23 protein-coding genes are annotated in these 22,693 nt (G+C 64.0%); 17 read left to right on the forward strand and 6 right to left on the reverse strand.

Translation table 11 applies throughout. From position 1 onward, the window contains the following. Window positions 1–229 precede the first annotated feature (229 nt). Entirely contained in the window at window positions 230–853 is a 624-nt protein-coding gene (locus EC912_RS12110; RefSeq protein WP_132144345.1) for a glutathione S-transferase family protein, read from the forward strand. 153 nt (window positions 854–1,006) lie between these two features. Here EC912_RS12110 and EC912_RS12115 read toward each other — a convergent pair whose 3' ends face one another. Together EC912_RS12115 and EC912_RS12120 are read right to left on the reverse strand one after the other, a co-directional pair. After that, a complete protein-coding gene (locus EC912_RS12115; RefSeq protein WP_207906830.1) occupies window positions 1,007–2,338 on the reverse strand; it encodes an ammonium transporter in 1,332 nt (443 codons plus the stop codon). Then, complete coding sequence (locus tag EC912_RS12120) at window positions 2,328–2,666, reverse strand: P-II family nitrogen regulator (protein WP_132144347.1); 339 nt, start codon at window positions 2,664–2,666, stop codon at window positions 2,328–2,330. The genes EC912_RS12115 and EC912_RS12120 overlap by 11 nt, the downstream gene beginning before the upstream one ends. Window positions 2,667–2,913: 247 nt before the next feature. Here EC912_RS12120 and EC912_RS12125 point away from each other — a divergent pair, with 247 nt between their 5' ends. The 11 genes from EC912_RS12125 (at window position 2,914) to EC912_RS12175 (ending at window position 13,704) form a co-directional block, all read left to right on the forward strand. Next, entirely contained in the window at window positions 2,914–3,357 is a 444-nt protein-coding gene (locus EC912_RS12125; protein WP_132144349.1) for an SUF system Fe-S cluster assembly regulator, read from the forward strand. Window positions 3,358–3,383: 26 nt separating this feature from the next. Then, window positions 3,384–4,844, forward strand: a complete 1,461-nt coding sequence (sufB, locus tag EC912_RS12130) for a Fe-S cluster assembly protein SufB (protein WP_132144684.1) — start codon at window positions 3,384–3,386, stop codon at window positions 4,842–4,844. Window positions 4,845–4,894: 50 nt separating this feature from the next. After that, complete coding sequence (gene sufC, locus EC912_RS12135; RefSeq protein ID WP_132144686.1) at window positions 4,895–5,680, forward strand: Fe-S cluster assembly ATPase SufC; 786 nt, start codon at window positions 4,895–4,897, stop codon at window positions 5,678–5,680. Beyond that, window positions 5,677–7,014: a Fe-S cluster assembly protein SufD gene (gene sufD, locus EC912_RS12140; RefSeq protein ID WP_132144351.1), complete on the forward strand. Its 1,338-nt coding sequence runs from the start codon at window positions 5,677–5,679 to the stop codon at window positions 7,012–7,014. Before sufC ends, sufD begins: the two co-directional genes overlap by 4 nt. Window positions 7,015–7,040: 26 nt before the next feature. Next, window positions 7,041–8,288 carry an aminotransferase class V-fold PLP-dependent enzyme gene (locus EC912_RS12145; RefSeq protein WP_132144353.1) on the forward strand — a complete coding sequence of 416 codons (1,248 nt, stop codon included), beginning with the start codon at window positions 7,041–7,043 and terminating at the stop codon, window positions 8,286–8,288. A gap of 32 nt (window positions 8,289–8,320) precedes the next feature. Continuing rightward, window positions 8,321–8,881, forward strand: coding sequence for a GNAT family N-acetyltransferase (locus EC912_RS12150; RefSeq protein ID WP_132144355.1), 561 nt, complete (start codon window positions 8,321–8,323; stop codon window positions 8,879–8,881). Further along, entirely contained in the window at window positions 8,878–9,192 is a 315-nt protein-coding gene (locus tag EC912_RS12155) for a non-heme iron oxygenase ferredoxin subunit (RefSeq protein WP_132144357.1), read from the forward strand. Before EC912_RS12150 ends, EC912_RS12155 begins: the two co-directional genes overlap by 4 nt. A gap of 298 nt (window positions 9,193–9,490) precedes the next feature. Next, a complete protein-coding gene (locus EC912_RS12160) occupies window positions 9,491–10,894 on the forward strand; it encodes a TolC family protein (protein ID WP_243649249.1) in 1,404 nt (467 codons plus the stop codon). Next, a complete protein-coding gene (locus EC912_RS12165) occupies window positions 10,894–12,027 on the forward strand; it encodes an ABC transporter permease (RefSeq protein ID WP_132144359.1) in 1,134 nt (377 codons plus the stop codon). The genes EC912_RS12160 and EC912_RS12165 overlap by 1 nt, the downstream gene beginning before the upstream one ends. A 4-nt stretch (window positions 12,028–12,031) precedes the next feature. Then, the gene (locus EC912_RS12170; RefSeq protein ID WP_132144361.1) at window positions 12,032–12,796 is read left to right on the forward strand and encodes an ABC transporter ATP-binding protein; all 765 of its coding nucleotides are present in this window, start codon (window positions 12,032–12,034) and stop codon (window positions 12,794–12,796) included. Next, window positions 12,793–13,704: an HlyD family secretion protein gene (locus EC912_RS12175; protein WP_132144363.1), complete on the forward strand. Its 912-nt coding sequence runs from the start codon at window positions 12,793–12,795 to the stop codon at window positions 13,702–13,704. Before EC912_RS12170 ends, EC912_RS12175 begins: the two co-directional genes overlap by 4 nt. Before the next feature lie 19 nt (window positions 13,705–13,723). On the opposite strand, the gene EC912_RS12180 is transcribed toward EC912_RS12175, so the two are convergent. Continuing rightward, a complete protein-coding gene (locus tag EC912_RS12180) occupies window positions 13,724–14,458 on the reverse strand; it encodes a MipA/OmpV family protein (RefSeq protein WP_243649250.1) in 735 nt (244 codons plus the stop codon). A gap of 180 nt (window positions 14,459–14,638) precedes the next feature. On the opposite strand from EC912_RS12180, the gene EC912_RS12185 reads away from it, so the two are divergent. After that, entirely contained in the window at window positions 14,639–15,343 is a 705-nt protein-coding gene (locus EC912_RS12185) for an MtnX-like HAD-IB family phosphatase (RefSeq protein ID WP_132144367.1), read from the forward strand. Window positions 15,344–15,358: 15 nt separating this feature from the next. Beyond that, complete coding sequence (locus EC912_RS12190; protein WP_132144369.1) at window positions 15,359–16,762, forward strand: aspartate aminotransferase family protein; 1,404 nt, start codon at window positions 15,359–15,361, stop codon at window positions 16,760–16,762. A 55-nt stretch (window positions 16,763–16,817) separates the two neighbouring features. On the opposite strand, the gene EC912_RS12195 is transcribed toward EC912_RS12190, so the two are convergent. Further along, complete coding sequence (locus tag EC912_RS12195) at window positions 16,818–18,047, reverse strand: beta-ketoacyl-[acyl-carrier-protein] synthase family protein (RefSeq protein WP_132144371.1); 1,230 nt, start codon at window positions 18,045–18,047, stop codon at window positions 16,818–16,820. A 56-nt stretch (window positions 18,048–18,103) separates the two neighbouring features. Beyond that, the gene (locus EC912_RS12200) at window positions 18,104–18,367 is read right to left on the reverse strand and encodes an acyl carrier protein (RefSeq protein WP_132144373.1); all 264 of its coding nucleotides are present in this window, start codon (window positions 18,365–18,367) and stop codon (window positions 18,104–18,106) included. A 90-nt stretch (window positions 18,368–18,457) separates the two neighbouring features. Between EC912_RS12200 and EC912_RS12205 the strand changes: the two genes are divergently transcribed. Both EC912_RS12205 and EC912_RS12210 read left to right on the forward strand, forming a co-directional pair. Beyond that, window positions 18,458–19,528, forward strand: a complete 1,071-nt coding sequence (locus EC912_RS12205) for a GNAT family N-acetyltransferase (protein WP_132144375.1) — start codon at window positions 18,458–18,460, stop codon at window positions 19,526–19,528. Then, complete coding sequence (locus EC912_RS12210) at window positions 19,509–20,387, forward strand: hypothetical protein (protein WP_132144377.1); 879 nt, start codon at window positions 19,509–19,511, stop codon at window positions 20,385–20,387. Before EC912_RS12205 ends, EC912_RS12210 begins: the two co-directional genes overlap by 20 nt. A 149-nt stretch (window positions 20,388–20,536) precedes the next feature. On the opposite strand, the gene EC912_RS12215 is transcribed toward EC912_RS12210, so the two are convergent. After that, window positions 20,537–21,556 carry a YeiH family protein gene (locus EC912_RS12215; protein WP_132144379.1) on the reverse strand — a complete coding sequence of 340 codons (1,020 nt, stop codon included), beginning with the start codon at window positions 21,554–21,556 and terminating at the stop codon, window positions 20,537–20,539. 90 nt (window positions 21,557–21,646) lie between these two features. Between EC912_RS12215 and EC912_RS12220 the strand changes: the two genes are divergently transcribed. Next, window positions 21,647–22,522 (forward strand): LysR family transcriptional regulator, encoded by an 876-nt coding sequence (locus EC912_RS12220; RefSeq protein ID WP_132144381.1) that lies wholly within the window; start codon window positions 21,647–21,649, stop codon window positions 22,520–22,522. Window positions 22,523–22,693: the final 171 nt, after the last annotated feature.

The raw sequence follows: 22,693 nt of genomic DNA on the forward strand, positions 1-22,693 counted from the left end.
GTCCTGGCCGGTGACTCCCCTGTGGCCAGAACCTGGGTATCGCAAAAAGCTGCGGGCGTAGGTTTATACGGACATTTCACTGTTGTCAAATTTTCGTGAAACATCGATGACAATAGTGTCCTAGTAGGGTTTTTGCCGGATTTGCGTACTTGACAGCAGACATGGGGCGGGCGCAGGTATTTGCGATTGCGAGGTCTTAGACTCGACGTTTCCCCACCGGAGAACCGCCATGGATACGAAGTCGCGCGTCACGTTTTTCTATTCGCCGCAGACGCGGGCCGGTGGAACGATGATCCTGCTGGAGGAGCTGGGGGCCGACTACGATCTGCATCAGCTGAACATGCGCGCGGGCGAGCAGCGCGGTGCGGAATACCTGGCGGTCAATCCCATGGGCAAGGTGCCGGCGATCGTCCATGACGGCGCGCTGGTGACGGAGCAGGTCGCGGTTTTCCTGTATCTGGCCGACCTGTATCCGGAGGCTGGCCTCGCCCCCGCTATCGGCGATCCGCTGCGTGGGCCGTATCTGCGCTGGATGGTTTTTTATGCCAGCTGCTTCGAGCCGGCCGTGGTGGACAAGTCGCAGGGTTACGGCCCCACGCCGCCGTCGATGTGTCCGTACGGCGACTACGACACGATGCTGTCCACGTTGATGGGGCAACTTGAAAAGGGCCCTTACGTCCTCGGCGAGCGTTTCTCGGCGGCGGACATACTCTGGGGCAACGCCCTGACCTGGATCACCGCGTTCAAACTGGTGGAGGCGACGCCGTTGGTGCAGGCGTACATCGATCGCGTGAATTCGCGTCCGGCGGTGGTGCGGGCACGGGCACGCGATGCGGAACTGGCAGCGGCCTGACACATACGGAGCTCGCTTGCGAGCGAAAGCCAACAGGGAGAGGACGCCGGGTGTTCACATCCGCCAGTCCGATATCCTGGCTGCGGATGTCACCCACGGCATCACCGCTTCTTTGGCTTTCGCCCGCAAGCGAGCTCCTACAAAAGAGCAGGTTTACGACAGGTTGTAACCACGCTCCTCGTGCAGCGCGATATCCAGGCCGACCTGCTCCTGTTCTTCGTCGACGCGCAGACCCATCGTCAACGCAATGCCCTTGAAGATGGCGTACGACAGCACCGCGCTCCACACGATGGTGAATGCCACGCCCTTGAACTGAATCCACAACTGCAGGCCGAGGTCGGTGACGTTGCCGAAACCGCCGAGCGTGGCCGAGGCCAGCGGTCCGGTCAGCAAAGCGCCGACGATGCCGGCGATGGCATGCACGCCGAAGACGTCCAGCGAATCGTCGTAACCGAAATAACGCTTGAGTCGCGTGGCGCAGAAGAAACTCACGATGCCCGACACCAGTCCGAGAACCAGCGCGCCTCCCGGTCCGGCGGTGCCCGCCGCGGGCGTAATGGCGACGAGGCCGGCGACCGCACCCGATGCGATACCGAGCACGCTGGGGCGGCGATGGGTCAGCCATTCGACGGCCGTCCAACCGATGGCGGCGGCCGCTGTCGCGATCTGTGTCACCAGCATCGCCATGCCGGCGCTGCCATTCGCTGCCACGGCGGAACCCGCGTTGAAACCGAACCAGCCCAGCCAGAGCATGCTTGCGCCGACCAGGGTGTAACCGAGATTGTGCGGCGGCATCGGTGTGGTCGGATAACCGCGACGCTTGCCGATCACCAGACAGCCGACGAGGCCCGCGATACCCGCGTTGATATGGACGACGGTACCGCCCGCGAAGTCCAGCACGCCAAGATCGCCGAGGAACGATCCCTTGCCACCCCACACCATATGCGCAATGGGCAGATACACGATCGTGAACCACAGCGCCGTAAAGACCAGCAGCGCGGAAAACTTCATGCGTTCGGCGATGGCGCCGACGATCAGCGCGGGCGTGATGATCGCGAACGTCATCTGGAACATGACGAACACAGCCTCAGGCACGGTGTTGTAGAGACTGTTGGGCGTCAGGCCCGCGAGCATCGCGTGGCTGAAGCCTCCGACGAACGAATGGATGTTGGTGCTGCCTTCCACCATGCCGGTGGTATCGAAGGCGACGCTGTAGCCGTAGACGATCCACAGCACGGTCACCAGCGCCGTGATGGCGAAACACTGCATCAGGACCGAGAGCAGGTTCTTCGCGCGAACCATGCCGCCGTAGAAAAGCGCCAGGCCGGGAATGGTCATCAGCAGCACGAGCATGGTGGACGTCAGCATCCACGCGGTATCGCCGCTGTCGAGTTTGGGCGTCGCCGTCTGCGCGAAGGCCGTCAGCGGCAGGCAGGTGAGGGCAGCGGCAGGCGCCCGGAGCATACGTCGGAATTCAGAGCGCATCGGCGTCGATCTCCTGGGTGCGGATACGGATAGCCTGTTCGAGGTCGATGACGAAGATTTTCCCGTCGCCGATCTTCCCCGTGCGCGCGGCGGTCGTGATCGCCTCGATGGCGCGTTCCAGCTGTTCGTCGGATACGGCGATTTCGATCTTCAGCTTTGGCAGGAAATCGACGACGTATTCGGCGCCGCGGTAAAGCTCGGTATGTCCGTGCTGGCGCCCGAAGCCCTTGACCTCGGTCACCGTCATCCCTTGCACTCCCACCTCGGCCAATGCCTCGCGGACATCGTCCAGCGTGAATGGCTTGATGATCGCGTTGATCCACTTCATGCGACTCGCTCCCCGGTTGATGGCCCTGAGTGCACCCAGCAGATTGCGTGCCAGCGATTTTCCAATCGCTAAATCAAGTCATTACAGTGGGTTGCGTGGGGAGGCGTCCGGGTAGCGATCCGGCCTGCCTCCATATCGCGCACGTCTATGGGGCATGTTGCCCGCTTATGGTGCAGTGCAACCGGATTGCGTTGGGACGACACAATCTGTACCATTTTGGTCCTGTATCCACACCCGACCTTCCCCGATGCTCCGTGTCAGCCGACTGACCGATTACGCGACCGTGGTGATGACCGTCATCGCCGCGCACCCTGCCGACGTGCTCAGCACGGCGCAGATCGCGGACGGCGCCCGTCTGGAACTGCCCACGGTCAGCAAGCTCCTGAAGCTGTTGGGGCATGCGGGTCTGGTGGAGTCGTTTCGTGGCGTCAACGGCGGCTACCGGCTCGCCCGTGCGCCCGAGGCGATCAGCCTTGCCGATATCGTCGAGGCGATGGAAGGACCGATCGGCATGACCGAGTGCAGCGCGGCGCAGGGCCAGTGCGAGCGCGAGTCGCAGTGCGGCGTGCGCGGTAGCTGGCAGCAGGTCAGCGGTGCCGTCGACGGTGTGCTGCGCGCCATGACCCTGGCACAGATGCTTGCCGGCGCCCCGCAGGCGACGGCAAAACACGCGGCGACCGCCGCGGGATAAGCAAACGCATGAACGAGAGCGAAAACATGACACGCGAAGTGGCAGCGCCCGTGCGCGACAACGCCGAAGTCGAAGCGGCCCTCAACCGGCGCTACGAGGCGGGTTTCGTCACGGATATCGAATCGACGAGCCTTCCGCCCGGACTCAGCGAAGACGTCGTCCGCCAGCTTTCCGCGATCAAGCAGGAGCCGGAGTGGATGACCGAATGGCGCCTCGCCGCCTACCGTCACTGGTTGACCATGCAGGAGCCGGACTGGGCGAAGCTTGAGATCGCGCCCATCGACTATCAGTCCGTCAGTTATTACTCGGCGCCGAAGGCCGGCCTGAAATCGCTGGACGAAGTCGACCCGAAACTGCTGGAAACCTACGAGAAACTCGGTGTGCCGTTGCACGAACGCGCGAAGCTCGCGGGCGTGGCGGTCGACGCGGTGTTCGATTCGGTGTCCGTCGGCACCACCTTCCGTAAGGAACTGGCCGAAGCAGGTGTGATTTTCTGCTCGATGTCCGAGGCCATCCGCGAGCACGGCGACCTGGTCCGCCAGTACCTGGGCAGCGTCGTGCCGACCGGCGACAACTATTTCGCGGCGCTGAACTCCGCGGTGTTCTCCGACGGCAGCTTCGTCTTCATTCCGAAGGGCGTGCGTTGCCCGATGGAATTGTCGACCTACTTTCGCATCAATGCGATGAACACCGGACAGTTCGAGCGCACGCTGATCGTCGTCGAAGACGATGCGTATGTGTCCTATCTCGAAGGTTGCACCGCGCCGATGCGCGACGAGAACCAGCTGCACGCGGCGGTCGTCGAGCTGGTCGCGCTGGAACGCGCGCAGATCAAATACTCCACGGTGCAGAACTGGTATCCGGGCGACGAGAACGGCGTCGGCGGTATCTACAACTTCGTGACGAAGCGTGGCGATTGCCGCGGCGCGGATTCCAAGATTTCCTGGACGCAGGTAGAGACCGGCTCGGCCATCACCTGGAAGTATCCCAGCTGCGTATTGCGCGGCGACCGGTCGGTGGGCGAGTTCTATTCCGTGGCGCTGACCCATCACCGTCAGCAGGCCGATACCGGTACGAAGATGATCCACATCGGCAAGGGCACGAAGTCGAAGATCGTGGCCAAGGGCATCAGCGCCGGGCGTGGACAAAACAGCTACCGCGGCCTCGTGAAAATCGAGAAGGGCGCCGACGGCGCGCGCAATTACACGCAATGCGATTCGCTGCTGATCGGCAAGAAATGCGGCGCGCACACCTTCCCGTACATGGAAGTGAAGAACCCCACCGCCATCGTGGAACACGAGGCGACCACGTCGAAAATTTCCGACGACCAGCTTTTCTATTGCCTGTCCCGCGGTATCGGCGAGGAAGACGCGGTGTCGATGATCGTCGACGGTTTCTGCAAGCAGGTATTCCGCGAGCTGCCGATGGAATTCGCCGTCGAGGCGAAGAAGCTGCTCGAAGTATCGCTCGAAGGCGCCGTCGGCTGAGCCGACGAAGCGACTGACGCACTCACGTTCTGATGGATAGCACCATGCACATGCTCAAAATTCACAACCTCCATGCCCGCGTCGAAGGCAAGGAAATCCTGAAAGGCCTTTCGCTGGAAGTGAATCCCGGCGAAGTCCACGCGATCATGGGACCGAACGGTGCCGGCAAGTCGACGCTGGCCAACGTGTTGTCCGGACGCGAAGGTTACGAAGTCACCGAGGGCAGCGTGCTGTTCAACGGTCGCGACCTGCTGGCGCTGGAGCCCGAAGAGCGTGCCGCCGAAGGCGTGTTCCTCGCTTTCCAGTATCCGGTCGAAATTCCCGGAGTGAACAACACCTATTTCCTGCGCGCGGCGCTCAATGCGCAGCGGAAGTATCGCGGCGAAGAAGAGCTGGATTCGATGCGCTTCCTGAAGCTGGTGCGCGAGAAGCTGAAGATCATGCAGATCTCCGACGAGCTGCTGCATCGCGCGGTCAACGAAGGCTTCTCCGGCGGCGAGAAGAAGCGGAACGAAATTTTCCAGATGGCCGTGCTCGAACCGAAGCTGGCCATCCTCGACGAGACCGATTCGGGCCTGGATATCGATGCCCTGAAACAGGTGGCCGAAGGCGTGAACGCGCTGCGTTCGCCGGATCGTTCGTTTGTCGTCGTCACGCATTACCAGCGGCTCCTCGATTACATCGAACCGGACTTCGTGCACGTGCTTGCGGGCGGCCGTATCGTCGAAAGCGGCGACAAGAGCCTGGCGTTGAAGCTCGAAGAACAGGGTTATGCGTGGCTCGCTGACACCCATCCGGAGCTTGCGAAGGCGGAGCTCGCGGGAGACCGCGCATGACCGAAGTCCAGGCCAGCCGCACGCCGTTCGTGCAGGCGGTGCTGGATGCCGAGGGAGCTGAGGCTTCCGAAGGTACGGGCATTGTCTGGCTCGACACGGCGCGCCGCGAGAATCTCGATGCGTTCCTTGCCACCGGCTTGCCGGAGGGAAGGAGCGAAGCGTGGAAATACACGCCGCTTCGCGCGCTGGCCCAGCGGGCGTTCGCGCCGGCCGACGCCGACGCGGCACGCGCCGCGAACGTAGATGCCGCGGTATTCGCTCTGCCCGGCGTCACCGGTCCGCGCATCGTCCTCGTCGACGGAGTGTTCCGCGCGGATCTTTCCGTGCTCGACACGTTGCCTTCCGGCCTTCGCGTAGAACCGCTTTCGGTTGCTTTGACGTTGGCGCCCGAACCGCTGCGTTTCGCCCTGGCGGCACGGCATCGCCGGGATGCCGCCGACGCGTTCCTGCATCTCAATGCGGCGCTGGCGCGCGATGGCGTGGTGGTGAATGTCGCCGAAGGCTGCACGATCGAATCGCCCGTTCACGTGGTGTACGTCGCCACGCAGAATGACGTCGCGTGGCACGCGCGTGCGCTGGTCGAGGTCGGGCAGGGCGGTCATCTGAATGTCGTCGAGCACCACGTCGCGATCGGCGATGCGAATGCGCTGGGCACGGTCGTTTCCGATTTCGTGCTGCGCGACGACGCCGTGCTCGAACTCGTGCTGATACAGGATGCCTCGGCGGCCGCGACGCTCGTTCGTCGCAGCCATGCGCGCGTCGGCGCGCGTGCCGCGGCCACCGTTCATGCCGTGGAACTCGGTGGCGCGCTGGTGCGTCACGAACTGACGGCGGAACTGGTCGGCGAAGGTGCGCGCTTCGATTCTCGCGGCGTTTTCGCGCTGAAGGCTCGCCAACATATCGATACGCAGATGGATGTTCGCCATCAGGCCCGCGACACCACGTCCGACGCATTGTGGCGCGGCGTGGCCGACGGTCGTTCGCGCGGCGTTTTCCGCGGTGCGATTGTCGTGGCCGAGGGAGCCGACGGTAGCGATGCCGCACTGAGCAACAAGAATCTGCTGCTTTCCGCACAAGCGGAAATCGATACCAAACCCGAACTCGAAATTTACGCGGATGAGGTCAAGGCGGCACATGGCGCCACCATCGGTCAGCTCGACGAGCGTTCGATGTTCTATCTGCGCTCGCGCGGTATCCCGCAGGTCCAGGCGCGCAGCCTGCTGACGCTGGCCTTCTGTCGCGCGGCGCTCGGATCGCTGCCGAACGAAGCGCTTCGCGAGCACCTCGGCGCACTGCTGGTGGCGCACCTGCCGACCGGCCCCGCCGAGGCGTGACCTCCCGGATCAATGACGGAATCGTTATGACTGCCAAGCCCGAATCCCATGCGCTGCCGCTCGATGTCGAGCGCATCCGCGCCGACTTTCCGCTGCTGGCGCGCACCGTCCACGGGAAGCCGCTGATCTATTTCGACAACGCGAATACCAGCCAGAAACCGGTATCGGTAATCGACGCCGTGGATCGGCATTATCGCGAACACAATGCCAATGTCGCCCGCGCCGTGCACCAGCTGGGCGAGGAAGCCACGGCCTCGTACGAAGGCGCGCGCGACAGTCTTGCGCGTTTCCTCAATGCGTCGTCGCGTAACGAAGTCATCCTTACCTCCGGCACGACACAGTCGATCAATCTCGTCGCGTATAGCTGGGCGCTTCCGCGTCTTAAGCCGGGCGACGCCATCCTGACGACCGTGATGGAGCACCACGCGAACATCGTGCCCTGGCAGATCGTGGCCGAGCGCACGGGTGCCGTGGTCAAGGCGGCTCCCATCGATACGAACGGCGAACTCATTGTCGAGAAATTCGTCGAGATGCTGACGCCGGACGTGAAGCTTGCCTGTGTCGCCCACGTGTCCAACGTGCTCGGTACGGTAAACCCGGTACGCGAACTGGCGCGCGAGTGCCGCAAGCGCGGCATTCCGTTGCTGGTGGACGGTTCGCAGGCGGCGCCGCATCGTCCGATCGACGTGCAGGCGCTGGGCTGCGATTTCTACGCGGTGACCGGGCACAAGATGCTGGCACCGACGGGTACCGGCGCCCTGTGGGCGAAGCGCGAACACCTGGAGTCGATGCCGCCGTTCTTCGGTGGCGGCGAGATGATCCGCGAGGTGCGTTTCGACGGCACGGTGTTCGCCGATCCTCCGCATCGTTTCGAAGCGGGTACGCCGAACATCGCGGGGTTCGCCGGCATGACCGCCGCTATCGATTATCTGAACGGCATCGGCTTCGATCGGCTGGAGACTTACGAGCAGGGTCTGCTGGCCTATGCCACCGATGCGCTGGAGAGCGTGCCCGGTGTGCGTATCTTCGGCCGCGCGGCTGAAAAGGAGCCGGTCATTTCGTTCCTGATCGAAGGCGCGCATGCGAACGATATGGCGACGCTGCTGGACCTGGAAGGCGTCGCCGTGCGCTCGGGTCACCACTGCGCGCATCCCCTGATGCAGTTCTTTGGCGTGCCGGCCACCCTGCGTGCCTCGCTTGCGTTCTACAACACCCGCGCGGAAGTGGATGGGTTCATCCGGGCGATAGAGAAGGTGCGCAAGCTGCTGCTCTGACAGAACGTCCCTGGCGGGGATATCATCTCCGCATGACGAACGCTCCCACCTCGAAAACACTCTCCCCAGGGTTCCGTTACGCGACGTCGGCCGACGTGTCGGCGATCGTCGGGCTTGTCGAGTCCGCCTACCGGGGCGCCGCCAGCCGGGCCGGCTGGACGACCGAGGCCGACCTGCTCGCCGGCAGGCGTACGGACGCCGAGGAAATCGGCCAGCTGCTGGCCGGTTCCGAGGGGCGCTTCGTGCTCCTGGAAGAGGGCGGGGAGTTGCTCGCCTCCTGCTATATCGAGAAGAAAGGCGATGCCTGCTATTTCGGCATGTTCTCCGTACGCCCGTTGCGCCAGGGCGGCGGCATCGGCCGCCGTGTGGTCGCCGAGGTAGAACGTCTCGCCCGACAGGACTGGGCATGTTCGAGCGTCGAAATGGCCGTGATCGACGTGCGCGACGAACTGATGGCCTGGTACGGCCGGCGCGGTTACGCGCGCACCGGCAGATTCAGTCCGTTTCCTTATGGCGACGAACGCTTCGGTATTCCCCTGCGCGACGACCTTCGTTTCGAGTACGTGGTCAAGCCGTTGGGAGGCGAGGCATGAACGGCTGGGTCCGGGTCGGCACGCGCAGCGAGCTGCTTCCCGGAGAGCACCGCATCGTGTGGGACGGCGACACGGCGATCGCCGTCTACAACATCGACGGCGACCTTTATGCCATCGAGGACGTGTGTACCCACGACGGCGGCGAGCTGGCGGACGGACCGCTTATCGGCTTCGAGGTCGAATGCATCCGGCATGGCGCCCGGTTCGACGTGCGCACCGGCGCGGTGACCTGCCCGCCTGCCTACGAACCCGTGGCGACGTTCCCCGTGCGCGAAGACGAAGGCGCCATCTGGACCCAGGACAACCGCTGACCAACGGCACGTAGGCAGCTACCGGTCAAGGCCTTAGACTTGTCGGGGAACCAACACGTAGATGTGTTGTCTGAGGCGGCAATCGATGTGCGTCATGGGCATGTCTTTCGAAGTCCCTACGCTACAATGTCGAAAGATAAGTCTAAGGTTTGCCGCGCACTATCCGCTCGTCCCACAAGACGAACGAAGCCCATGTGCCGGCACGTTAAAATTCCAGTGATCGGATGGCGGGAGTGGACAGTGTCGTCTACTCGCACGGGCTTACCTTCTGACTGGCCGTATACGATCATGGGCCGTGATGACTAGACACTTCCTTGCCTGCGCCCTCGCGTCTTTCGCCGCTATGGCGGCTGGCTGCGCGGGGCTTGGCGTGAAGTATCCGCCGACGCCGCCCGAACTGCCGGCGCAATGGAGTGCGTTGCCGCCTCCGCCAGCGGCTACCGCGCCGGATCTGCACGGATGGTGGAAGGCATTCGGCGACCCCGCGCTCGACGCCGTCGTCGAGCGCGCGCTCAAAGACAACCTCGATGTCGCGCAAGCGGTCGAGCGTCTGCAGGCCGCACGCGGTCTCGATCATCATTCCGGCGATCGTTTTCTTCCCTCGCTGAAGGGGAAGACGGACGACCTGTTCGATCCGGACGCCAGTGCGTCGTTCTTCGTCGCCGGGTTCGATTCGGTTTGGGAATTCGGTTTCTTCGGCCGTGCCACCGGTGCGGAGCGCGCCGCGCGCGGACAACTCCAGTCGAGCGTGGCCGAGGTGAAAGCCGCACGCGTTACGGTCATTGCCGAGGTGGTTCGCAACTGGGTCGAAATGCGCGCCGCGCAGCAGCGGGTCCGGCTGCTGACGGATCTGCGCGACGAACGAGCCAGGCGTGTCGATCTGGTCGAGACCCGCGCGAAGCTGCGCATGGCCTCGCCCGTCGACGTCGCGAAGGCGCACGGCGAACTTGCCCGTGCCGAATCCGCGCTCATGGATCCCAAACAGGCATACGACACGGCATCCCGGCAGCTTGCGGTGCTGCTCGGCATGAACGCCCCGGATGCCGCATGGGAGACAGTTGCCGACGTCCCCCAGTTGGGCGACTGGAAACTCGATGGCGCACCGGCCGAGCTGCTGCGCACCCGGCCGGAAATCGCGAAGGCGGAAGCGGACGTCGTGCGTGCGGCGGGCGAGCTCGGGCTCGCTCGCGCCGAGATGTATCCCAGCATCGGACTGGGCGCTTCGATGATCTGGTCGACCAATATCGTCAGCTATCGCCGCACGCATACGCACGGCATCGCGTCCGTCGGCCCCGTTCTGGATATTCCGTTGTTCGACTGGGGCATGCGCGCCGCCGCGGCGCACGCCAGCCGCCATCAGTTCCAGGCGACGGTGCTGGCCTATCGGCAAAGCGTCCTGCAAGGTGTCGCCGAAGTGCAGACCGCACTCGACAATCTGCAGGCGCAGCGCGAGCGGGAGCGTCACAGTCTGGATGCCTGGCAGGCATCCACGGTGGCCGACAACGCCATGGCTACCCGGACGCGTCTGAAACTCGCGAGCGAACTGGATCGTGCGGATACCCGCGTCGCGGTGGCGGAAGCCGGCGTCGACATGGTGGATGCACGGGCAACCCGCGATCTTGCTTATGTCGCGCTGTTCAAGGCGCTGGGAGGCGCTCCGGTAGTCGCGGATGAAGATAGCGACGCCGAGGCGGCGCGCTGATGGTTCCTCTCGCCCGCAAAACACTTATCTACGAGTGGCGCCGTTTTCTGCCGGCGATTCTCGCCGTCGGCTTCGCCGGCCTGCTGCAGGTGCTGCAGGCGGCGCTCGTCCTTGGCATTTTCAGCAGCGCCAGTGTTTACATCACCGGATCGACCGCCGATATATGGGTGGGTTATCCGGGCACGCAAAGCGTTGACCAGGGGCGCTCGCTCGATCCCAACGTCGAAATGCATATGCGGATGGACCCCCACGTAACGCAGGTCGAGCCGTTCATCTGGCTGGATGGCGACTGGCGGGGCGACCGCACCACGGGTGGCGTATCGGTTTACGTGTCGGGAATCGATCCCCGTCCCGAAGGACTGATGTTCGCCCGCGTGCTGGACAAGGACATGCGCGCCCGTCTGGAAGAGCCGGACGCTGTCGTCGTCGACCGCGCGGACCTGGAGAAGCTCGGTGTCGGCGTAGGCAAGCAGGCCGCGATCAACGGGCATACGGTGCGCATTGTCGGTGTGAGTTCGGGCTTGCGCGCGCTGGGCGGGGTGAACGTCGTGACGTCGCTGGAAACGGCGCGCCGGCTGAACCCCGATCCACAGGATGCCGGTCGCCCGACGTATCTGGTAGCGAAGCTCGACGCGAACGCCGATACGAAATCGGTCGCCGCACGGCTACGGCATGCCACCGGCTTCGGTCCCTACGATGTCTGGGCGGCGCGCGATTTCGCGCGGCGAACGGTTCTCTACTGGATGCTGGATACAGGTGCCGGCGCGGGCGTGCTGTTCCTGGCGGGTATCGTCTTTCTGGTCGGTGCCGTCATCACCAGCCAGACGCTGGTCGCGGCGGTAGCCGGTTCCGTTCGCGAATACGCGACGCTCAACGCGCTAGGCGTAGGCTTGCCCGCACTGCGCCGGGTAGTGCTGGAGCAGGCGTTCTGGGTGGGCGCGCTGGGATTATTCGGCGCATCGTTCGTCGGGGCGCTGTTGATGGCGATCGCCCGAAGCCGCGACGTGCCCGTGTACCTCAGCATACCTGTCACGTTGATATGCGCACTGCTCGTGATGGCGCTGGCCGCGGTGTCGGGTCTTGCCGCCATGCGCAGCCTGCGTCGCGCCGATCCCGCCACGTTGCTGAGGTGATGCCATGAATTCACCTCTCGACAATAAGCGTTATGCCGGACCCAGCCTGAGGGCCGAACGGGTCACGAAGTCGTTCGTCACGGGACGCGTTCGCACGAGCGTCCTTCACGAAGTGTCGCTGGAACTTCATGCGGGCGAACTGACGCTGATTTCCGGGCCGTCCGGTTGCGGCAAGAGCACGTTGCTCGCGATATTGAGCGGTCTGCAGAAGGTCGACTCCGGCGAGGTATTCGCCCTGGGCGACAAGCTGGACGACCTCGGGCAACGCGAGCTCGAACGGTTTCGCCTGGCCCACACCGGTTTCGTTTTTCAGGGTTTCAACCTATTCCCCGCGCTGACGGCGCTGGAGCAGGTGGAACTTCCGCTGCATTACCTGGGGCTGCCTTCGCGCGAAGTTCGCGAGCGGGCGCTTCGTTCGCTGGACGAAGTGGGCGTCGCTCATCGCGCTTCCCTGCGTCCGACCGAACTTTCGGGTGGCGAAAAGCAGCGCGTCGCGGTGGCCCGCGCCATGGCGAAAGAGCCCGAGCTGCTCTTCGCCGACGAGCCGACCAGCGCACTGGATGCCGCGAACGGGCAGATGGTGATCGATCTGCTTCATCGTATAGCGCGTACCCATGGCACCACGGTCCTGTGCGTCAGTCACGATCCTCGTCTTCTGGGTCACGCGGATCGCGTGCTCGCCATGGAAGACGGGCGGATACTAAGCGATCAGCGCCACACGCCCGAACTGGCGCCGGGTCGCTCGAACCAGGAGATATCTTCGTTATGAACGCGATTGCAACGCACCGGAAGGCGTGCCTGATCCTGCTTTCGCTGGCCCTCGCGGCTTGTTCGGGGCATGGGAATGCACCCGCGACCGCAAGCGCGCCCGAATCGAACTACGCTGCGGCCGCGCGTGGCCGCGTCGACGTCGAAGGCGGACTGCTTTCGCTTTCGATGCCGCGCGACGGCGTACTCGTACGGATGGATGTGCACGAGGGCGACACCGTGAAGGCGGGGCAGGTCCTGGCCGCCCTCGACGACACGCCGGCGAAGCTTGCCGTCGCCGCGGCCGAAGCGGAACGTGCCCAGGCGAACGCGCAGATCGCCTCGCTGGGCAAGCGTATCGCGGCTGCGAAGCAGCGTGCGCAACGGCTTGCCCAGGCGGAAGCCAGCGGCGCCGGAGACGGGCAGAGCGCGGACGATGCGGCGGACGCACTGGTCCAGCTCGGCGCGGAACAGGATGCCGCCACGGCGCAGGTCGCCGTACTCGCCCAGAAAGTCAGCTCCGCAAACTACGAGCTTGCCCAGCGCACGCTACGCGCGCCCTCCAACGGACTGGTCACCCGGGTGCTGGCCCGTCCCGGCGCATCCGTGGGGACGGAGAATCCGCTCATCGTTCTGTTGCCCGATACACCGCGTCTCGTTCGCGCCGAACTCAGCGAAACCTTTGCCAATAACGTGCAGCCGGGCATGCATGCGGAAGTCACGGCCGACGGCGATGCGAAAGCGACGCCGCGGCAGGCGACCGTCGTGCGTGTCGGTTCCGTGATCGGCCCCGGCGTTCTGGACGACGACGCGCAGGCACGGGCGAATTCGCGCACGGTGGAATGCGTGTTGTCGTTCGATACGCCACAAGACCTTCGCATCGGGCAACGCGTGCTGGTGCGTTTCACGAAGCAGGGCGCGAAGCCCTGACGCACGGCGAAGCGCTGGCTCAGAAGTGGTAGACGAAGGCCAGCGTCTGCGAAATCTGGGTCCGCGATCCATACGAGCGGACCAGCGGGCTGTTTGCCGCGGCCCCCAGCAGGCGGCCAATATTGATCGACAGTGCGAAGCCCGTATGCTCGCTGGTGGGCAGGAAGGCGTCGTATTCGATATAGGCCATCTGTGCCCCGGCGCCCGGTCGCCATGGCGCGGTTCCGATGCTCGTGGCCTCGTCGGCACTCAGGCCGAAGAAGCGCCGCATCGCCGGACCGTTCATCGCTTGCCATTGCAGCTCGAAGGACTGCTCGATATAGCCGATATCGGGTAGCTTCAGATCGCCGTAGACATCCAGGTACGCCCCCGCTCCGTCGGTGTCGTGGCTAACACGCGAGCCCACGCTCCATTGCTCGTCGAACGCATATTCGATGTATCCGCCGCCCTGCAGCCGCGGCGAAAGCGACGTGACCTTGCCGCCGAGCGTACCCAGGTCTTCGTGGCTGCGGCCCCACATATAATTTCCGTACGGACCGCCATGCCAGTGCGTGCCGTGGATCAGATCGACGGTCAGGCCGTCGACCGTCGAAAGCTCGCCAATCTCCGGCAGGTCGATGTCCACATAGGGCAGGAGCTGGTTGCGATGGGTGCTGGCGCCGATCCAGGACGGAATGTGCTGCACGCCGGCCCCGAACGCGTAGCTGGGCGCCTCGCTGGCGGAAGCGATGCCCGATACGACTAGCAGGGCCATCGGGATTCCGGCGAGGAGGGAGCGAAGCGGCATGGGCACGGATATGGGGGGTGATCGGGCGGAAATCATAGTCGGACAAAGTGAACGGGAGCCTCCTTAGGGGAACCTTCGGCCACTGGGAAAGGGGTGCGAAAGGTACCGTCCCTAACCTGCCGTCAACCCTGATGGTGGACTTCCTACGTGAATCATTCGGTTTCCTGGAACATTCTCTGCGACTTCGACGGCACGATTACCGTCGAGGACGTGATCGATTCGCTGCTCGACCGCTTCGGCCGTCCCGGTTGGGAAGTGCTCGAGCGCGACTGGCGCGCGGGCCGCATCGGTTCGGCTGAGTGCATGGCCGGGCAGGTCGGTCTTCTCGACGTCAGCCGCGAGGAAATGGACGCGCATCTCGACGGACTGCATATCGACCATGGCTTTCCGGCGTTCGTCGGTCAGGCGAAGCGTCTTGGCATGCCCATCCGTGTCGTCAGCGACGGGCTCGATTACGCCATCGATTCGATCCTGAGCCGTCATGGCCTCGATACGCTGCCGGTTGCCGCCAATCACCTGAACATGGCGGGCGAGCGCGAGTGGCGTCTGACGTCGCCGTTCCGCAAGCCGGACTGCCGTAGCGGTACCTGCAAGTGCGCCTGCGTTGCCGAAGCGCGCAGCGATGGCCGCAAGACGCTGTTGATCGGCGACGGCGCATCGGATTTCTGCGCCGCCGACACCGTCGATTTCGTGTTCGCCAAGAACCGTCTGATCGAACACTGCCGCGCCGCGGGTATTCCCTACGTGCCCATCGCCAGCTTCGACGAAGCGCTCGAGCTTCTGCCCGCGCTTGCTGACGGACGTCTCCCGCCCGAGATCGTCGTCCACCCGATTTCCGCACTTACGACGTAACAGGATTTCCCTCCCATGAACGTTCTGACCAAGAACCCCAAGGTCGTCATCGACGACGCCCAGCTGCTCGTCGACGAGGCGAAATACTGTTCGTTCGGCGACACCGTGCACTATGTCGATCCGCCGAAGATCTTCCGTCATGCGGAAGGCAGCTACATCTACGACAGCGAGGACATCCCCTTCCTCGACCTGCAGATGTGGTACTCGGCCGTGAACTTCGGTTACGGCAACAAGCGTCTTAATGATTGCCTGAAAGACCAGATCGACCTGCTTCCCCAGGTAGCCAGCCAGTACCTGCACCAGACAAAGATCGAGCTTGCCAAGACGATCGCGGTCGACGCGAAGTCGAAGTTCGGTCTGGACGGCCGCGTGCATTTCAACGTCGGCGGTGCGCAGGCGGTGGAAGACTCGCTGAAGATCGTGCGTAATGCGCGTAACGGCAAGAGCCTGATGTTCGCGTTCGAAGGCGGCTACCACGGCCGTACGCTGGGGGCGTCGTCCATCACGTCCAGCTACCGCTATCGCCGCCGCTTCGGCCACTTCGGCGAGCGCGCGATGTTTGTCCCGTTCCCGTATCCGTTCCGTCGCCCGAAGGGTATGACGCCGGAAGAATACTCCGACGCCTGCGTACGCCAGTTCGAGCGTCTGTTCGAGACCGAATACAACGGCGTGTGGGATCCGAAAGCGGGGCAGGCCGAATACGCCGCGTTCTACGTCGAACCGATCCAGGGCACCGGTGGCTACGTCATCCCGCCGAAGAACTTCTTCATCGATCTGAAGAAGGTGCTCGACAAATACGGCATCCTGATGGTCTGCGACGAAATCCAGATGGGTTTCTGGCGCACGGGCAAGCTCTGGTCGATCGAGAACTTCGGCGTGAATCCGGACATCATCGTCTTCGGCAAGGCGCTGACCAACGGCCTCAATCCGCTGTCCGGTCTGTGGGCGCGCGAAGAGCTGATCAATCCGACGATCTTCCCGCCGGGTTCGACGCATTCGACGTTCAACTCCAATCCGCTCGGTACGGCGCTCGGTCTCGAAGTCATCAAGATGGGCTACGAGCTGGACTACGGCACGAAGGTCGTGGAGAAGGGCAAGCACTTCCTCGATGGCCTGAAAGACCTGCAGAAGCGTCACAAGGAAATCGGCGACGTCGACGGCCTCGGTCTCGCGCTGCGTGCCGAAATCTGCACCGACGACGGCTTCACGCCGAACAAGGAACTGCTCGACCGCATGGTCGACATCGGCCTTGCCGGCGGCCTGGAGCACAACGGCAAGAAGATCGGTCTCGTGCTGGACGTGGGCGGCTGGTACAAGAACGTCATCACGTTCGCGCCGTCGCTCGACATCAGCCACGAAGAGATCGACCTGGCCATCTCGCTGCTCGATCAGCTGCTGACCAAGGCCAAGCGCGCCTGATGGACCGGACGGGTGGGTCGGGCGTTCACGCCCGGCCCACCCGTTGCCGTGGGCCTCAACGAGGCTCGCACACCGCAAGGACGGCATTCAGGCCGCCGAATGCGAATGAGTCGGACAGCGCCGCCCGCACGTGCATCACGCGGGCATCGTTGCGAACGATATCCAGATCGCAGTCCGGATCGCTGTCGATGAAGTTGGCCGTGGGCGGTACGATGCCTTCCTTGATCGCCCCGATCGTCGCGATGAGTTCGAGTGCACCGGAGGCACCAAGCGCATGGCCATGCATCGATTTGGTCGAGGAAACACATATGTTCCGCGCGTGCGCACCCAGCGCCATGTGGAGTGCGCGGGTTTCCGTGACGTCGTTCGCCTGCGTGCCCGTGCCGTGCGCGTTGACGTAGTCGATCGCGGAGGGTTCCATGCCCGCATCGGCAAGCGCCGCGTGGATGGCTTGCGCGGCGCCGTTGGCGGAGGGAGCCACGATGTCGCCGGCATCCGAACTCATGCCTACGCCCGCGATCTCGGCAAGCACCGTCGCACCGCGTCGACGCGCATGCTCGATGGATTCGAGTACGAACATGCCGGCGCCTTCGCCAAGCACCAGCCCGCGCCGCTGCTTGCAGAAGGGGCGGCAGGTATCGTCCGCGAGGATACGCATCGCTTCCCACGCACGAATGACTCCGAACGAGAGGCAGGCCTCCGTGCCGCCAGTCACGGCGACGTCGACCATGCCGCTGCGGATCATGCCGACGGCCTGGGCGATCGCGTGATTGGCCGATGCGCACGCGCTGGTCACCACGAAGGCGGGGCCGGACAGGCCGAATTCGATGCCGATGTGGCTCGCTGGAGCACTGGCCATGATGCGCACGATGCTCAGGGGATGGACGCGCTGTCCGTTGCCCTCGCCGTACAGGTGGCGACTCGTATCGTCGTGCGAGGTCTCGCCGCCGGCGCCCGTGCCGATGATCACCGCTGTGCGGGTGCGCAGCCCGTCGTCGAACGCGATGCCCGACTGGGCGACCGCTTCGCGCGATGCGAGCAGGGCGAACTGGGATATCCGGTCGAGCAGGGGAAGTACGTGAGGGTCGAAGTGCGACTCGGGCGTGAAGTCGGGAACCTGCGCCGCGATACGCGCGCGAAGTTCCGCCGAGCGGGGATGGACCAGCGGGCGGATGGCGGACTGGCCTGCCACCAGTCCACTCCACAATCGATCCGCTCCGATACCGAAGGCGCTTACCGCGCCCATGCCCGTGATCGCCACACGGCCTTCCTGGATTGCTCGCATCGCCTGACTCCCCGGCTGGTTTCGTTTCGCCTTGCGGCGCGGAGTGAACCGGATGATCAGGCGGGGGGAGCGGCATCCTTGCGTGCCAGCGCTTCCCGCAGCGCACCGATCAGTCCTGCGACCGTGTCGCCGTCGAAGTTGGGATCGCGCTCGGGAAAGGTCACCTTGAACTCTTCCTCGATGTCGAAAATCACCTCGATAGCGTCGAGGGATGTCACGCCCAGATCCTTCAACGTTGATTCGAGCGTGATGGTGGACCGGTCTATCTTCGCGTCGTTGGCGATGATATCGAATACCTTGCTTTCAATCGGATCGCTCATAGTCCCGACCTCCCCGTTGCCGCGAACCCCGGAGCCAAAACGGCATCCGGCTGGCGTGGCACCCCGAGTCTAAACGTAAAAAGCTTACGCATGCCTTTCCTCAATCAACTCGAACCGGACAGCCTGCTCGGGCACTTCGACCGACACCCTCCCGTCGGCTTCGATACCCTGCGTTCGAAAGACGGCATGCCCCTGTTCGCGGCTCCGTTCGATCTGCTGACGACGGCCGATGATGCGTTGCGCCATCGCGTCCAGGGTTTGCCGTTGTATCGCTTCTGGTCGCGCCTGCTCCGGCCGCGTACGTGCTTCGCCGGAACGACCGTGACCGAGTACGCGGTGTTCCCCGCCGGAGCCGACCCCGCCGCGCTGGCCGCGGAGCTTCGATCGACTGTCGGACGGGCGCATACGCTGCTGGTGGTCAAGGACATTCCGCTCGGATCGCCGTTGCTCGATGCGTCGTCCAGCGACTGGTCGCAACGGTTCGTCGATGCCGCCGGGGCGGAGGGCTTCATCACCGTCGAAGGGCAGGCGCTTGCGTGGCTGCCGATCGATTTCGCTTCGGCGGACGACTATCTGAGCCGGATGTCGGCGAGCCGGCGGAAGAATCTGCGTCGCAAGCTTCGTTCCCGCGACGAACTGGAGATCGAGGCGATACCCACGGGTACCGCTTTCGCCGATGAAGGTCTCGTCGAGCGTTTCTATGCGTTGTATTGCGAGGTTTACGCGCAAAGCGAAACGCATTTCGATCTGCTGACGCTCGATTTTTTCCGGGACGCATTTCAGGATGCGAACGGTGGCGGCGTGGTGTTCGTTTACCGCAAGGACGGCGAGACGATCGGATGGAATCTCTGCTACGAACACCAAGGCCGGCTGCTGGATAAGTACATCGGCTTCTCCTATCCCCGTGCACGCGACTACAACCTGTACTTCGTGAGCTGGATGCATAACCTCGAGTACGCCAGGCAACGAGGTCTTACGCACTATGTGGCAGGGTGGACCGATCCGGAAGTAAAGGCATCGCTGGGCGCGAGCTTTCATATGACGCGTCACGCGGTATACATACGCAACCCTCTGCTCCGTTTCGTGCTCCGCCGCCTGGCGAAGCACTTCGAGAGCGACCGCCAGTGGCAGGAAAAGCACAATGCGTCCCGTCGTCCTTGATATCGATGGTTCGGTCGGGCCGCTGGCCCGCCGGATCGTGCTGCCGCTGGAAGAGTGGCAGGAGTCGCTGCGCTTCGCCTGTTCGCTAGGGGCGCTGCGTCGTTTTCGCGAAACGCTGGATGCCACGTTGCCTGCCGATTTCGGCACCGTATTCACGGGCAGCGGAGACTTCCACCATCTTACCTGGCCGCTGATCGAGCGAGTCCCCGGCCGCGAGCCGTTCCAGGTCGTGGTATTCGACAACCATCCGGACAACATGCGCTTTCCGTTCGGCGTGCATTGCGGATCGTGGGTGCGCCGCGTTGCGATGTTTCCGCGCGTCACGCACGTCCATGTCGTCGGCATTACTTCGGGCGATATCGGGCGCAAGCACGCATGGGAGAACTATCTGGCCCCGTTGCGTGCGCGCAAACTCACGTACTGGTCGTCCGGTGTGGACACCGGTTGGGCGCAGCGCGTGGGACTTGGCCACGGATTCCGCAGCTTCGCCACGTCCGCCGACCTGGTGGCCGCTTTCGTCGACGAGCAGAAGGGTCGTAGCGATGCGACTTATCTGTCGATCGACAAGGACGTTTACGACGCATCCGTTGCGATGACGAACTGGGACCAGGGCACGCTGGACGAGGCGGGCGGCGAGGCGATGATCGACGCATTGCGCGGACGCATCGTGGGTAGCGACGTGACTGGCGAGATATCGCGTTATCGCTATAAGTCATGGTGGAAACGACGTCTGAGCGCGATGGACGGTCAGGAAGAAGTCGCCGAGGAAAGCCTCGCGGCATGGCAGGCGCAGCAGCACGCACTCAACGAACGCCTGCTGCTAGCCATCGCCCGCAATACCGCCAGCTCCGTGTTGTAGGAGCCCGCTTGCGGGTGAAAGCCAGCAGGGCGAGGAAGACGGATGCGCATATCCGCGAGCCCGATCTACGGGCTGCGGATGCAAACCGCATCTTCACCGCTTCGTTGGCTTTCGCCCGCAAGCGGGCTCCTACAAAAAAAAGCGTAGCGTTACAGCCGTCCGATCAGGTACTGCACGATCAGGCTCGTCACCGCTACCGATGCCCATACGCCCAGTCCCAGCAGGATCGGGCGCGGGCCGGTCGACGCCATGCGCCGCAGGTCGGCCGACAGGCCGATCGAGGTCAGCGCCACGATGATCAGGCACTCGGCCGCGAAGTGAACCCAGGGTAGTGCGACCTCGGGAACCAGGCCTGCTGTGCGCACGGCCGAAGCGACCAGGAACCAGAGGATGAACCAGGGAAAGATGCTGCGCAGGCTGAAGTCGCTGCGGCCGCTGCGCTTTTCCTTCCAGCCGACGATCAGTGCGAGAACGAGACAGATGGGGATGATCAGCGTGGCGCGCGTGAGCTTGACGATGGTGGCGTAGTCGCCGGCGGCATGACTGAAACTGTAGCCCGCCGCGACGACCGACGAGGTGTCGTTGATCGCGGTGCCTGCCCACAGGCCGAAGCCGAGGTCGGACAGATGCAGCAGATGGCCGAGCGCGGGAAACAGCAGTACCGCTACCAGGTTGAAAAGGAAGATGGTCGAGATCGCGAACGCGGTGTCGTGCTCGTCGGGCTTGAGGATGGGCACCACGGCGGCGATAGCCGAACCGCCGCAGATGGCGGTGCCCACGCCGATCAACAGGCGCAGCTTGTCGTGCACGCGCAGGACCTTGCCCAGGACGAACGCGGAGATGCCGGCAGCGGCCACCGTGGTCACCGTGACCGACAGCGATTCGAGCCCGGTATGCGCCACCTGGGTCAGGCTCAGGCCGAAGCCAAGCGCGATGATCGACCACTGGAGGATCTGCTTCGACGCGAAACGGATGCCCGGCTGGAACGATGCGGCGGGCGGGGCGAAATGGCGCACGACCAGCCCGAGAACGATGCCGAACACGGCGCCGCCCACCAGCGGCAGCAGTTTCCCCAGCCCGAAAGCGACGGCGGCGACGGCGAAAGCCAGGGCCAGGCCGGGAAGCTTGTTCTGAGCGGGAGGGATGGTGACGGTTTCGATGGCGGACATGAGGGTGGTTCCAGAGCGATGGCGCTATTTTCCGCTCCTGAAATCCATAAGCATATTGAGTATGTCTTATTCAGTGTATAAGAATGACTGATGATAGGAATCAGCCCCCGCCAGCTCGAAGTCTTCGTGGCCATTGCCCTGGATGGCAGCGTTCGTGCGGCGGCCGAGCGTCTGTATCTCAGTCAGCCGGCCGCCAGCATGGCGCTGGCGGAGCTGGAGCGTCAGTTGGGTTCACCCTTGTTCGCTCGCGAGAAGGGCCGGCTGCGGCTCAACGCACGCGGCCGTGAACTGTTGCCGTTGGCGCAGGAGCTGATCGAACGCTTCGCGGAACTGGAGCGTCGCGCCGGCGATGCCAGTGCGGCGTTGAGTGGCGAACTTCGCGTCGGTGCGAGCAATACGGTCGGCAACTATCTGGTCGGCGATCTGCTCGGTCCGTTTGCGTCGGCGCATCCGGGGGTGTCATTACGGCTTGGCGTCGCCAATACGGCGCGCATTGCCGAAGGCGTGCTGGATCATGCTTACGACGTCGGTTGCGTCGAAGGCCCGGTCACGCACCCTTCGCTGGACGTACGACCCTGGCGCGAAGACTGGCTGGCGGTATGCGTGCGTCCGGACCATCGTCTTGCGGGAAAACCGCGGCTGCGCCGCGAAGACTTCGCAGGCGAACGCTGGGTGCTGCGCGAACGCGGTTCGGCGACCCGTGCCATGAGCGAACGCGCACTGGCGGAACTGCCCGCCGGCACGACGGTCCTGGAGCTCGATCAGTCCGAGGCGATCAAGCAGGCGGTGATCGCGGGATTGGGCATCGCCTGTCTTCCCGCTGTGGCGATCGGCGATGCCGTTGCGGCAGGGCGGTTAGCTGTACTCAAAACGCCGTTTCTGGATATGCGCCGGGTACTGTCGGTGGTGGTGCACCGGTCGCGTTATCGCGGGGCGCTGCTGGATGCGTTTCTGGGGATGCTGTAACCGGAGTGCTTTCCATCCCTTGTAGGAGCCCGCTTGCGGGCGAAAGCCAACGGAGCGGCGATGCCATGCGTGACATCCGCAGCCCGCAGATCGGGCTCGCGGATGTAAGCATCCGTCTTCCTCGCCCCGTTGGCTTTCGCCCGCAAGCGGGCTCCTACACAGGGATGGCGG

Origin of the sequence: Luteibacter rhizovicinus (assembly GCF_004342265.1) — a bacterium.
Lineage (GTDB): Bacteria > Pseudomonadota > Gammaproteobacteria > Xanthomonadales > Rhodanobacteraceae > Luteibacter > Luteibacter rhizovicinus_B.